At 62.2% G+C, this 12,228-nt stretch carries 13 protein-coding genes and 2 pseudogenes; 1 reads left to right on the top strand and 14 read right to left on the bottom strand.

All coding sequences use genetic code 11. The features are described 5' to 3' along the window. Positions 1-1,017 precede the first annotated feature (1,017 nt). Positions 1,018-1,326, bottom strand: a pseudogene (locus SB822_RS43850) (SDR family oxidoreductase); the annotation flags it as partial. Positions 1,327-1,547: 221 nt separating this feature from the next. On the opposite strand from SB822_RS43850, the gene SB822_RS43855 reads away from it, so the two are divergent. After that, positions 1,548-2,141 (top strand): hypothetical protein, encoded by a 594-nt coding sequence (locus SB822_RS43855; RefSeq protein ID WP_007579931.1) that lies wholly within the window; start codon positions 1,548-1,550, stop codon positions 2,139-2,141. 851 nt (positions 2,142-2,992) lie between these two features. Here the strand turns inward: SB822_RS43855 and SB822_RS43860 are convergent. The 13 genes and pseudogenes from SB822_RS43860 to SB822_RS43920 all read right to left on the bottom strand — a co-directional run bounded on the left by SB822_RS43860 (position 2,993) and on the right by SB822_RS43920 (position 12,210). Further along, positions 2,993-3,277, bottom strand: coding sequence for a hypothetical protein (locus tag SB822_RS43860; protein WP_009769879.1), 285 nt, complete (start codon positions 3,275-3,277; stop codon positions 2,993-2,995). Between the two features lie 661 nt (positions 3,278-3,938). Beyond that, positions 3,939-4,127, bottom strand: coding sequence for a hypothetical protein (locus tag SB822_RS43865; RefSeq protein ID WP_051058275.1), 189 nt, complete (start codon positions 4,125-4,127; stop codon positions 3,939-3,941). 116 nt (positions 4,128-4,243) lie between these two features. Then, on the bottom strand, positions 4,244-4,480 hold the full coding sequence (locus tag SB822_RS43870) for a hypothetical protein (RefSeq protein ID WP_009769878.1): 237 nt from the start codon (positions 4,478-4,480) through the stop codon (positions 4,244-4,246). A 132-nt stretch (positions 4,481-4,612) separates the two neighbouring features. Then, on the bottom strand, positions 4,613-4,897 hold the full coding sequence (locus SB822_RS43875) for a DUF2282 domain-containing protein (RefSeq protein WP_009769877.1): 285 nt from the start codon (positions 4,895-4,897) through the stop codon (positions 4,613-4,615). Between the two features lie 78 nt (positions 4,898-4,975). After that, complete coding sequence (locus tag SB822_RS43880) at positions 4,976-5,962, bottom strand: YeeE/YedE thiosulfate transporter family protein (RefSeq protein ID WP_236674049.1); 987 nt, start codon at positions 5,960-5,962, stop codon at positions 4,976-4,978. A 147-nt stretch (positions 5,963-6,109) separates the two neighbouring features. After that, positions 6,110-6,325, bottom strand: a complete 216-nt coding sequence (locus tag SB822_RS43885; RefSeq protein WP_009769875.1) for a carbonate dehydratase — start codon at positions 6,323-6,325, stop codon at positions 6,110-6,112. Between the two features lie 140 nt (positions 6,326-6,465). Next, a complete protein-coding gene (locus tag SB822_RS43890; protein ID WP_081498925.1) occupies positions 6,466-6,651 on the bottom strand; it encodes a carbonic anhydrase in 186 nt (61 codons plus the stop codon). 123 nt (positions 6,652-6,774) lie between these two features. Further along, a complete protein-coding gene (locus tag SB822_RS43895; RefSeq protein ID WP_009769873.1) occupies positions 6,775-7,950 on the bottom strand; it encodes a patatin-like phospholipase family protein in 1,176 nt (391 codons plus the stop codon). Positions 7,951-7,968: 18 nt separating this feature from the next. Beyond that, a pseudogene (locus SB822_RS43900) lies at positions 7,969-8,740 on the bottom strand (3-hydroxybutyrate dehydrogenase). Between the two features lie 192 nt (positions 8,741-8,932). Continuing rightward, on the bottom strand, positions 8,933-9,442 hold the full coding sequence (locus tag SB822_RS43905; RefSeq protein WP_009769871.1) for a cupin domain-containing protein: 510 nt from the start codon (positions 9,440-9,442) through the stop codon (positions 8,933-8,935). Positions 9,443-9,457: 15 nt separating this feature from the next. Continuing rightward, positions 9,458-9,802, bottom strand: coding sequence for a hypothetical protein (locus SB822_RS43910; protein ID WP_009769870.1), 345 nt, complete (start codon positions 9,800-9,802; stop codon positions 9,458-9,460). A gap of 219 nt (positions 9,803-10,021) precedes the next feature. Further along, entirely contained in the window at positions 10,022-10,804 is a 783-nt protein-coding gene (locus SB822_RS43915; protein WP_009769869.1) for a 3-hydroxybutyrate dehydrogenase, read from the bottom strand. An 11-nt stretch (positions 10,805-10,815) separates the two neighbouring features. Then, positions 10,816-12,210 carry an NAD(P)/FAD-dependent oxidoreductase gene (locus SB822_RS43920; protein ID WP_009769868.1) on the bottom strand — a complete coding sequence of 465 codons (1,395 nt, stop codon included), beginning with the start codon at positions 12,208-12,210 and terminating at the stop codon, positions 10,816-10,818. Between the last annotated feature and the right edge of the window lie 18 nt (positions 12,211-12,228).

Genomic DNA, 12,228 nt, shown 5'->3' on the forward strand with positions numbered 1-12,228 from the left:
CCGTCGTCTTGATGTCCGTCGGCGTTCAGGCCAGTGCCGCCGAAACGTCCAAAACCACCTGCTTTCGCCGGGGCGCACGAACTGCACCGGGCGCCAGGTCGACAGCATCGCCGCTGTCAACATCCTCGACATCGGTGGGCCGGCACGACCAGCAGGTGAGTTGATCTGCCGTTCCAGTACTGTCTGATTACGCGGGTTGAGGCCGGATTGCTACCGCAAACGAATCCACCGGCCATGGGGGATTCCGCTGGCATGGAGGAGGTTACGGACACGTGAACCTTCCCGAAACAATAAGACACCTGAACTTCCGGCCGGTCAATGAGACCTTGGTTCAACAGGTCAGGGACGCCGTGTTTCCAGGATGGTGCCTCGATGGATTCCGGAATGTCGAAGGCTGACGGCGTCCGGACGCGAGCAGGGGAACCACGCTGGTCGCGTCACCGCGCCAGGGGCTCGGTCCAGCCCAAAAATTTCGCTTGACACGATTTAAATGGTTTTCCTGAAACTGCGAATGACAGTTATGGGCAACGATTCGCCAGCCGGCTCGATGTGTAGATGGGCGTTAAACACCACAAAGCAGCCCTGGATGTGACGCCTGGTCCAAGGTCCGGAGTGGGTCGTCTACGGAAGTTCGGCTTTCAAGCAGGGATCGCGGTGTTCGAGGCGACCTCGTATTTCCGGGTTCGGCAAGCTTGAGCCATTCCGAGGAAGCTTTCGCGGGTCCGCTCCCGGCTCGACATGAGACGGTCGCTGATCGCGCTCTGAGCTTGCTGTCCGCCATTCCAGGGCATCGCGAATTGCGGACGAAGGGTGACCTGCTGTGTGACCTGATGTCCAGGTGCGATGACGCCGGTGAATAATGCCCGGCCCACCACGGGTGGCCGTGCTGCAGAAAAGCAGAGGTTCATTGGGCAGGCACACCACGTGAAGGCCGGCGCCTGAACGGGAACCGCGAACAGCTACCTGCGAAACGCGCTACGCCGAAGCACGTCGACGTCCACCGACAAGCGGCTCAGATCACGCAGTCGGAACAGTCCCGCCGTCGATGACGTACCCAGTGCCGGTGATGGCGCTGGCCCGCGCGGAGACGAGGAAACCGATGAGTTCTGCCACTTCCCGGGGAGAGCATGGCCGGCCGAGAGGAATGCCCCCGAGCGAATCCATGATGATCTTGCGGGCGCCTTCCGTGTCGATGCCGTTCTGCCGGGCGATCTCAGCAACGAGACTCGCGGCGGCATCCGTCTCGACCCAGCCCGCGGAGACACGCACGACCCGAACGCCTTTCGGACTGACTTCCTTGGACAAGGCTTTGCTGTAGTTCGTGGTTTCTGCGTTCAGATAGGCATCCAGTGGCGGCGACGCGGCGAGCTATCCTGGTCGCGCCCAGACGAATTGATTTTCAGACTCTCGCGCATGCACGGCAGCGAGACATTCGCTTACATTTGCTCACACCCGCGCTACACCCGGCCCGTTATGCTCCGCTCGAATCAATTTGTCGAGGTGTGCCGCCTCCCCCGTTGCGGCCAATGCTGAAGGATCATCCAGGAATGAAACGTCTTTTTATAGTCGCAGCCCTGACGGCGACCGTCGCCGCGCCAGCATTCGCTGCCGACGTCGGCGTGTCGGTCAACGTCGGTCAGCCTGGCTTTTATGGCCGTATCGACATCGGTAATGCGCCACCTCCCCAACTCATCTACTCGCAGCCAGTCGTGATCGAGCAGGCGCCGGCGAATGCAGCGCCCGTCTATCTGTATGTGCCGGCCTATCAGACAAAAGAATGGCGCAAGTATTGCCGCAAATACGCTGCGTGTAGCGAACCGGTCTACTTTGTACAGCAGACGTGGTACGAGGGCGTCTATGCGCCCCGCTACCGCCATGCTCGTCCGCAGCCGCAGATTCTCTATGCACACGACATTCACAGCGATGTAGTGCGGGCCGGTGTGATTCGTGCGCATGACATTCACGCCGAGAATGTGCATGCCCGGGTGGTCTACAGGGTTGATGGGGAACCTGGCGGCCCACATGGGGAAGACATTCACGCCCCGGCGGTAGGGGCCAGCGAGATCGACGCCCACGATATTCATGCGAGGGTGGTCGAGGCGGACACCCTCTACGTCCACGATCTTCATTCGGATCGCTAGACCTCGACGAACAGAGGGCCGATGACCGTCTCGTGCCGGCCGAAAAACCGGCGGTTGTAAGTGTTCCGTGAATGGCTCGAACGGGTCGGCTACCGCCGGCCGCATCGGGCAGCGATGGGCCATGAACAGCCAATCGCAGGTTCATGCCGAATGGCCGAAATGCGGTGAAGTTCAGCCCGTCGCGGTTATGCACGCTTCGCACAACGTTGTTTGACCGTCTAGGTAGCTCCTCCATACTGGCGGCCATCTCCAGCAATGAGGCTGCCTGCTCCTCGGTGCGTTGCGATAGATCCTGATTGCCTGCCGCGATTTGGCTCGTCGCGGTCGCGATCGATTCTGTGGAGGCCTTGATGGCGCGAGTCGTGCCAATCAGTTGCTCCTGCATTCGCTTCATCGCGTAGAGCAGGCTGCCGCAGTCGTTCGGGGCGGTCTCGACGATTACGGTCACATCGTAATTGGCAATGCGGCTCACGATCTCGTCTGCATACGAAGGGTCCCCGCTGAGCGAGCGCAAAATGATTCAATAACACCGTGACCAATGCTGAGTAGGCCAGTCGCCACCATCACGAGAATATCGACGCTTCGGTACGGCGTCGCATGGAATTCCCCAACGATGTCCTCGAGGTAGAGGCCAGTTTGGAAGGCCCAGCCATGTAGCGCGTATCGAGTAGCAAATCTTTGACACGATCTCATCCGTGCATGGTTTGGCGAGGTCGCGTCAGATTTTTTGAAAGCAGGGTTGGCGGTAACGAAATCGAGCACCATCGCGTGACGATTCGTGATGGCGCCCGATTGGACGTTAAACCGACGTTGATTTCGGGGCCCCGAAACGCGGCGCTTCGAAGGCTCAATCAACTGCCCCGATAGAGACCGTTGATGTTGACCTGCACATGCATACCACTCGAGTGCGACGCCGCGGATTCGACGGAGCCACCGACAGCACGGTGGTCATTGCGGGTGTCCGCAGCGTTGTGCTGTTCCGCCATGAGCGTTTGCGCGCTTGGGCCGCGTTGCGACGACGGTGCGCCCACTTCGGCGTTATAAAACGGTGCAGGACCGTATCCGCTCGCAAAAGCGGGGGCAGCGAGCAACGCAGATGTCGCGACCAACACTGCGGCAGTGAGCTTCGTCTTCATGATGATCTCCAAAAACCTCAATGAATGCTGGAATGCGCCCTTTTGGGGACCTTCATCACCAGTCCGCAACGGCGTTGTCGGGCCGTCGCGAAATTAATATAGGTTTCAAACTTCACGCCCCTATCAAGGAAAGATCACGAGTTGGTCACACTGGCGCCGTCCGAGCCCACTAGTTCCGATGGGACAAAAACGTGACACATGCTTGACCGGCGCGTTAATTTCGGCGGCGATACTAGAGTCCAGACGTGCGGGTTTCTTTAGGCATCTGCCGCATGTAATTGAGAGGGGAGAAGAGCATCATGAACACCGCTCAGCATTCGTTGCGCGCTCTGGTCGACAAATGGCTTGCACCGACTGCGGCCACGCCGGCTCACGTCACTCGGTTCAGTCGCATGAGCTCGAATCAACGGCGCTACGTCTGCGTCGAAACTACGCGTCGAACTGGCATGGCGATATTCTTTTTCCGGCACGATGATGGGTGGTGTGTATTTCCACCCAGCACGCAGGGGCCGACGATTGGCGCCAGCGCTCGCACATCGGCCGGCTAGCCGGCCCGGAATCAGCGTGCCCCGGATGCGCGACTCTCCGGAACTTTCGACCTGCTGCACGCACGGGCGGCGACCTCGCTTCCAGGTGCAGCGCTGGATCTGTTGCCAGAGCTTTACCTGTCCAAGCGAATCTGGATCGAACGCAGCGCGGTGACATAGTCCCAGATGACCGGGTTGCCGGGCGAGTGGGTCAGTGCGCAGGGCAATAGCAGAAGCCAACTTGCTGCTGCGGTGAGGCCGGACAAAGCGACCCAGACTGGTAGTTCCAGCCGCAAGGCGCGCAACGCAATCAGAATGAACACGTACACGGACTCGGTGCTCTTCGGTAGAACTGCGCGGGCTATTCATATTGCAGTTGATACGCATAGCTGATGAACACCAGTACGACCGTCTCTGCGACGACGGATGGGCCCGCCATCTAACGAGTGAGCTGCCCGGTCACCGCGAAGTAGAGGCGAACCAGCGTGAGCACCGATAAGAGCGTCAGGCCCAGAGGCACCGCTCTTGTCGGCGCGTCCGGAAAAAGGCCGGGCGGGCTGCTCGCGTAGAGCACGGCGAGCAGCGCCGCGATCAGCACTTGCCCCGCCGTGACCAGCAACTCGCTGCAATACTGCTCGCGTTCGAATTCGCGCCACACACGCGTCGGCAACTGCATCGGCGTCAATGCGACATGTATCGCCGCCCGTATCGTCGTTGGTATCGTCTGGCTCTGCGTGGAAATTGCACAATTCGTGCTTATTCCGTGAGTGTCCGCGCGCACATTCGATTCCGATCATCGGCGCCATCTCTATTCGGTCGCCTTGAAGGCGCTGCCATCGATCGTTGCGCAGGTACCGGCTGGAAGCAACAGCCCTTCGTCGCGCGCCGCATCGTGCGGCGAACGGCCGGCGCATGCATGCCTTGGGTTGCCACAGTCTTTCTTCCCGGCCCGTGCCACGCCGAAGCATCGCTCCCGGGGCGATGTGAACGTCGCATGTGCGTTCGGCATCAGATGGGCGTTGTGCTGAATCGCGAATAGCGCCGCGCCGATCGCGCTGAAGATCACGAGTGTGTTGCCGATTCGGTGGCCCATGCGGTCTCCCTGTACAAAAACGTTATCCTTGTAGTCACGGGGCGGCGTTGAACGCGAACGCGTGCTGACGCAAGCGAATCAACGGCGCTCCATGCGTTGCTGCGCTGTGCGGTCGCTCATGACTTTCTGCACGAGCGATGCCGTGCCGATCGAGGCACACATTGCGACGAATGCTACCCATGCATAGGGGTACAGGAGGGGCATTCCGACCAATAGCAGGCCATCGTTGCCGCCGGGGATCAAAAGGCTGCCCCATCCCATCAGGGCGCCACCCAGGAAGCACTTGCTCACCTGGGCAAGCGCGACGCCGGTGCTGCCAGACGGGCCGGCGGTGCGGCCGCCGAGCACTGCACCGAGCAGCAGGGCAAGCAGCAACAGGCATCGTGTGATGAGGCTGTTCGCCATGCCGCGGGCGAGCTCAATCAGCACATCGGTGTAGGACCAGGTGCCGACGAGCAGGAGCATGAACAGGAATGCGACGCCGATCACCGTGGTAGCGGCATGGGGTGACCAAAGGTGGGAAGCAATGCCTTGGCGTGCCCGCTGAATCACACCGGCTCCCGATCCAGCGGGACGCGCTGTCAGTAGCGGACGAGCGACGCGCCAGATGATGAACGCCGCGAACAGCAGCGAAACCGAGGTAGGCGCGCGCAACACGAATGAACGGTAGTCAAGTGTGTGATGCGCGGAAGCTGTCGACAAGGTGCCGAGACTCAGGCATCCAGCGTAAAAGCCGAGCGGTGTCGCCAGGTAAGCCCATTCGCCGGAGCCGAGTCTCGCGATCGCGCCGAAGACGCAGGCGCCGTTGATGAACGCACCCAGGCCCAGCAGAGCCCCGCCCAGCACGGTCAGGTAATTCACCGGATAGCCTGCGGGCATCTTCGCGAGCAGATGGAGCATTTGCGCGATCAACAGACCGCCCGTGACCCATACCGACGCCTCGACGATTGCGATCAGCCGGTTGAACCGAAGCTTGTTGACGACTTCGTTCACCGCGGCAACGGTGCACGTCGCCCCGCGTTGAATCGCAAAGCCCATCGAGCCGGCGCACAGGGCGGCGACCACGAATGCGATACTGGTTACCATTACGTTCATTGGATGACCATCCGTTAAGGTTTGCTTCGTTCGCGACCTTTTGCTCGCAGGTCCACTCGGAACATTCCCCGCAAGTTGCTCGAGCGTCGCCAGACAGCGAAAGCGGGGCGCTGACTATCAAGGCGGGTTCTTCACCATGGCGTTGTGGAGCTTGCAGACCGTCTGAACCGCCTGCCCGTTGTTAATCATGCTCGTCCGAGGGTGGATGTATCCGGAACGCAGATCGAACACCCGGCCGTGCAGATACGGCCTGCCGCCGTTTCGCCACGCCCGCTGGACGATATGGGTCTTGCCCAGGTTTGTAGCCTGCCCGATGACGTTCAGCTCGACCATCCGGTTGAAGCGGGCGTGCTCGTCCAGCGCGGCTGGCTCCGCCCAGAAGTAATGCCGCGTGTCTTTGGCGGTGCCGCAGCCAGGTTGCCGATCAGGCCATGATGAGCGTCGCTCATTGCTGCTTTCACGCCCCCGCAACCTTAGTGGCCACAGACGATGAGCTGGTTCACCTTCAGCACATCGATCGCATACTGCAGTACCGAGAGCAGGCTCATCTCGGTTTGCACGACCAGGCTCGCGATGTTCCGGTGCACGAACATGTCGCCGGGACGGGTACCCGCGATACGGTCCGGTGGCACCCGACTATTCGAGCAGCCGATCCACAGGAACTCTGGATGCCGGCCTTCGGCGAGCTTGTCGAAGCAGCCCGCATCGAGCGAAGCTGGTGCTCGACGAAGGCCTGGTTGTCGCGAAGCAGTTCTTCGATGCGTGAGATCATCCGGGCCTCCTCAGGTGTGCTCGATCACGCCTTCGATTGGGTCGATGGCGGCGGACTTCCAGGGCGAACGCTCGATCATGCGCTGCGCATCGGCGTATCCCGCACTGCGGCGCAACTGGATGCCTGCGCTCGTGAAGTCGATGTCCTTGGTGTGGTCCTCGCCATCGACCCGCGGTGCTAGCAGATGTGCCACATGCATCGTTGTGCCGCAGCCCCAGGATGCGAGCTCCTTGACCCTGGCATCGTTCTGACGGCTCACCGGCAGCTGCTTGTGCAGCTCGCGGATCACGTGGCGCAGGCGATGGATCTGCTTCTGCCGGGCGATGTGGCTGTCGGCGCGGCTCGCGTACTGGATGTCCTTCTGCCGGCTCATGACCTGCCAGATCGACGCAGGCTCGGGGGCCGCCTGGTGCCACACGTTGACGGCGAAGATGAGGGAGTCTCGCCTGGGCTTGTCGTCCAGCACCGCTTCGATCGGAGTGTTGGAGTACAGGCCACCGTCCCAGTAGGGTTCGCCGTCGACGCGCACGGCGGCAAATGCCGGGGGCAGGGCGCCGGATGCCATCACGTGGTCGACCTTGAGCTCCTCGTTGCGATTGTCGAAGTAGCGCATGTGGCCGCTGCAGGCGTTCACCGCACCCACGGTCAGCCGTGTCCTGCACTCGCTCAGGTACTCGAAGTCGACGAGCTCGCCCAGTGTTTCGCGCAAGGGTGCCGTGCTGTAGTACGACGCGGCCTCGACGCCCACTTCCGCCTTGGATCCGCCGATGGCCGAGGCATTCGGGGTGAAGAAGCCCGGAATGCCGCGCGTCACCGTGTTCATGTTGGGCAGCAGGTTGCCCAGACCCATCCAGTCGAAGAAACCTGTTAGCGGCCAGCGCTGCGCCACCCGGCGCCAGAACTCGTTGAGGCGATCGAGGCGGTCCTCGGGGCGGTTGCCGCTGATCAGCGCCGCGTTGATCGCGCCGATCGACGTGCCGATCACCCAGTCGGGTTCGACACCGGCTTTGTGCAGGGCTTCGTACACCCCCACCTGGTAGGCGCCGAGCGCACCGCCGCCTTGCAGCACCAGCACGACCTGGCCCGGCAGGCCGGGCGTGCCAAGCTCGAGGTCGGGCGCGACGCTCGCATGCGTGCGCCCGCGGCCTCGACCGTTGCCTTGTCTAGTCGCAGTTCTTGTCGCCACGTTATTCTCCTTGCGGCTTCAGTGCTGCGTCCAGCTGCCATCCACGGGGATCGCGTTGGCGGTCATGGACGCTGAGGCATCGCTTGCCAGGAATGCTGCAAGCGCCGGCAACTCCTCGACCTTCACGAGTTCCTTGCGCGCCTGATTCACGAGCATCACGTCGTCGGGCAAGAGGTTGTGCGCCTTCGCCTGATTGTCGAACTGCTTCTCCATCAGCGGGGTCTTCACATAGCCAGGGCAGATGGTGTTGCAGGTAATGCCGAACTCGGCGACCTCGACGGCCCACCGTCTTGGACAGGCCGATCAAGCCATGCGTGGCCGTCACGTAGGCGGCCTCGAACGGCAAGGCGGTCAGACCGTGCGCCGAGGCGATGTTGATGACGCGGCCGAAGCGCCGCGCCTTCATCTCAGGCATGACCGCCTTGATGAGGTGGAACGCGGAAGACATGTTGTTAGCGACGATCGCATCCCGCTTCGGCTCGGGAAACGCCTCGATTGGTGCGACATGCCGGATGCCGGCGTTGTTGAGGATGATGTCGACCTTGCCGAACTCGGCACGGACGAACTCGGTCATGGCGTGGATCTGCCCGGATTGGCGCATGTCGGCGCCCGAGTAACGCACCTTCACACCGTATTGCCGTTGCAACCCGGCGCGCGTGAACTCGATCTCGTGCGCGTCGCCGAAGCCATTGAGCATGGCATCGGTCCCTTGTTCGGCCAGGGTACGTGCGATCGCGAGGCCGATGCCGCTGGTCGACCCGGTGACGATGGCTGATTTCTGCTTGGGCATGGTGGAACTCCCAGGGTTGAAGGTTTTGGCTGCGGCGACCGCGTGTCGCGGTCGACCTCGTCGGTTCGGGTGAATCGAAGATGCGTGATGCCTGAGCGACATAGAGCGGATGGGCTGGACCGATGTCCACTCGGCAAACAGTCCGGCGCCTGTGCGACACGCGCTGCGGCATGGGCACCTCGTGGCGCACCCTTACATGGTGTGCGCGTCCATCTTCGCTTCGACTGGGAAGAGATCGACCGAGATCAGCACCGCCGGTACTGTTCCTTCATTCTTCCACCAGTGCTGTGTGCCGTTGCGCTCAGGCGCCACGTCGCCCGCCTTGTGCACGATCGGCACGGCGCAATTGCTCGCGTACTCGACGATTTCGCCGGACACGATGTAGATCTGCGCCGGCCGGTTTTTGTGGCTATGCCAGGGCACGATGCCGCCCGGCGCCACGTCGAGTTCGCGCAGCCGCAAGAGCCGCCCCTGCAAGGCAAGCGGTTCCTTCGACAAGTCGGTCGACGCCCGCACGGTGTCGGTTACGCCCGTCGGTGTGCCTGGTCCGGGCTTCTGCCCCTGGCCGTCCGCCACTTGCCTGTCGAGCGGACATTCCCCAGCGCTCGCCGCGCCTGCCGCGACCGACAGCCCGGCGGCGACCATTCCCGCTATGACACACTGACGCCAGATCGACGCGCGTTGCTGACTCTTGGTGCTCATGACGTACCTCTCTCCTCAGGTGGGTAATGGCGGGCACACGCCCGAATGAATCCGGCAGAAAAGATGCAGCCGGTTAAAGCCACTCGTGATGAATGTCGACGCTCGGGCGCTGGCCGATCGTGTCGTAGTTCGCTGCGAGCCACGCGCCGGCTTGCGCGCGGCTCTTGTCGTGAAGAAAGCAGAGGAACTCGCGTCGTGCTTGCCCGACACGCCACGCGCAGTCATGGTTCCGTCGTAGCGGATCGAATGGATCAGCATCTGCTTCATTTCACTGCGTGCGATCTTGCTGTCCTCGATCGGCTGGGTGACGAGACCGATTGCGCAGTTCGTGCACCAGCGAACAATTGAAGCCGACTTCATTGATGCAGTTGAGAATTTCGCTCGCGGTGGTGGGCACGACTCGACGCACGATCGAATTTATGTGCACGATCACCACATCGCTCGTGCCGCAGCTGTAGCGTCGCGCGCGCCCCACGCAAACGCGCCATGCGCGCACCACCGCCCTGTAAGGCAAGTGCTATTGGTTTTTGGCCGCTGTTCGCAGGCCTCGTCTCGCGTTTCGCAGCCATGTTGCACCTCTTAGTGCTGGGACCAGCCGCCGTCCATCGTGAGCGCCGCCGCCGTCACCGAAGCCGCGCTGTCGGAACTCAGGAACACCGCGAGCGCTGCAAGCTCCTCGACGGTCACGAACTCCTTGCGCGCCTGGTGGACGAGCATCACGTCGCGCACCACGTTCTCTGGAGATATGCCGTGTGCCTTCGCCTGATCAGTGATCTGTTTTTCGACCAGCGGTGTTTTCACGTAGCCGGGGCAAATCGTGTTGCTCGTTATGCCGTGGTCGGCGACTTCGAGCGCGACCGTCTTCGATAATCCGAGCAAGCCGTGTTTCGCCGCGACATAGGGCGACTTGAACGGCGACGCGAGCAGGCCATGAGCCGATGCGATGTTGATGATTCGCCCCCAGCGCCGTGCCTTCATGTCGGGCAGTACGACCTTGATGAGATGGAACGCGGACGAAAGATTGATCGCGAGGATCGCATCCCACTTCTCATCGGGCTGTTCTTCGATGGGCGCAACATGCTGGATGCCCGCGTTGTTGACGATGATGTCCACGTGGCCGAACTCGGCGCGTGCGTAGCGCGCCATGGCGCGAATGTCGTCGGGCTTGCCCATGTCAGCGGACGAATAGCGCACGCCCACACCGTGCTCGCGTTCGAGGTTCCGGCGTATCGCCTCGATCTCGTCCGCGTCGCCGAAGCCGTTCAACAGCACGTTAGCGCCGTGCGCGGCAAACGCGCTTGCAATGCCGAGCCCGATGCCGCTGGTCGAGCCGGTGACGATGGCGGATTTACCATGAAGCATGAAAGGCTCCGTTAGAAATTGCTGTTGGCATGCTGAACGCTGGCGCGAAACCTGGGTAGGCCGGACGGCCGGTCTGCCCCGATGGCCGTTTGCACAGGCATGTTGCCGAGCGTCTCGCGTGGCTCTTCATCGGCCTCGTGGGTGCGCGTGAAGCGCAGGTGCGTGATGTCGGTGGGGAAGAACATGCCCCAGGTCCATTCGACGAAGATGCGCAGCTTGCGTCCGAGTGTCGGCATGCGCGCGAGGTACAGTGCGCGCCACAGCAGCCAGGCCGGCAGCCCTGTGATGTTGACGCCATAAATCTGCGCGACGCCCTTCATGTGGCCGATGGTTGCCATCGCCCCCCTGGTCTCGTAGGAGAACGGCTTGCCCGGCTGGTGCAGCAGGCAGTGTGCGACATTGACCGCGAGCTGGCGCGCCTGGGCCATCGCGAACTGGGCGGTGGGCGGGGAGAGGCTGTCGGTCGCCGCGTTGCTGACGAGCGCGCAGTCCCCGATGGCCCAGAGACTCGGCATGCCCCGCACCGACATGTCGGGCTCGGTTTCGATACGGCCGCGCTGGACCGGCAACGCAACGCTCTGTATCAGCTTTTGCACGAGCGGATTCGGCTTCGTGCCGATCGTGCAGACCACCGTTCCGCCGTCGATTGTTGTGCCGTCGAGCAGCGTGACGCCGTTGGCGTGCACCTGTGCCGCGCGCCTCTTCAGACGCACGTCGATACCGCGTCCGGACATCAGCCGTGCCGCCGCGATGCCGAGCGGCTCGGGCAGCTCGGGCAGCAACCGCTCGCCATCCTGAAGGATCGTGATGGCCAGTTCGTCGTCCTTTACGAGTTTGTAGAAGCGCTTGATGCTGTGGATATAGTCGGCCAGTTCGCCCGCGACCTCGACGCCCGAGAAGCCCCCGCCGATCACGATGAAATGCCCCAGCCGACGCCGCAGTTCGGGGCAGGTTTCGAGTTCGATACGCGCCAGCTGACGTAATACCCGGTTGCGGATGAACATCGCGTCGCCGACGAGCTTGAGCGGCAGAGAATGTTCGGCCATGCCTGGCACGATGTCGAGATTAGCCCGGGTGCCGAAAGCAAAGATCAGATGCTCGAATGGAATCTCGCGGGTTCCCGCAAGCGTCCTGCCATGCACGACCCGGCGCGTGTAGTCCACATCGGTGATCGTCGCCATGATGAATCGTGAACGGACCAACATCTGGCGGATCGGCACGATCACCTGCTCGGGGAAGACCGAAGCGCCGACCACTTCCGCCAGCATCGGGTTGAACGTGGTATAGCTTTCCTCGCTCACCAGGATCACGCGGTACGGTGGCCGCACGATTTTCTCGAGATGCCGCGCCAGCGTGGTGCCGGCGAATCCGCCCCCGATGATGACGATGTTCCTGTCGGTGCTCATGTCTGCTCCTCGTATTGG

The sequence above is a fragment of the Paraburkholderia sp. SIMBA_054 genome (assembly GCF_046534875.1).
GTDB lineage: Bacteria > Pseudomonadota > Gammaproteobacteria > Burkholderiales > Burkholderiaceae > Paraburkholderia > Paraburkholderia hospita.

Coding starts and splice junctions, on each gene's coding strand:
- SB822_RS43855 (WP_007579931.1), top strand. CDS start 1,548: ATGAAACGTCTTTTTATAGTCGCAGCCCTGACGGCGACCGTCGCCGCG.
- SB822_RS43860 (WP_009769879.1), bottom strand. CDS start 3,277: ATGAAGACGAAGCTCACTGCCGCAGTGTTGGTCGCGACATCTGCGTTG.
- SB822_RS43870 (WP_009769878.1), bottom strand. CDS start 4,480: ATGCAGTTGCCGACGCGTGTGTGGCGCGAATTCGAACGCGAGCAGTAT.
- SB822_RS43875 (WP_009769877.1), bottom strand. CDS start 4,897: ATGGGCCACCGAATCGGCAACACACTCGTGATCTTCAGCGCGATCGGC.
- SB822_RS43885 (WP_009769875.1), bottom strand. CDS start 6,325: ATGGTCGAGCTGAACGTCATCGGGCAGGCTACAAACCTGGGCAAGACC.
- SB822_RS43905 (WP_009769871.1), bottom strand. CDS start 9,442: ATGAGCACCAAGAGTCAGCAACGCGCGTCGATCTGGCGTCAGTGTGTC.
- SB822_RS43910 (WP_009769870.1), bottom strand. CDS start 9,802: ATGAAGTCGGCTTCAATTGTTCGCTGGTGCACGAACTGCGCAATCGGT.
- SB822_RS43915 (WP_009769869.1), bottom strand. CDS start 10,804: ATGCTTCATGGTAAATCCGCCATCGTCACCGGCTCGACCAGCGGCATC.
- SB822_RS43920 (WP_009769868.1), bottom strand. CDS start 12,210: ATGAGCACCGACAGGAACATCGTCATCATCGGGGGCGGATTCGCCGGC.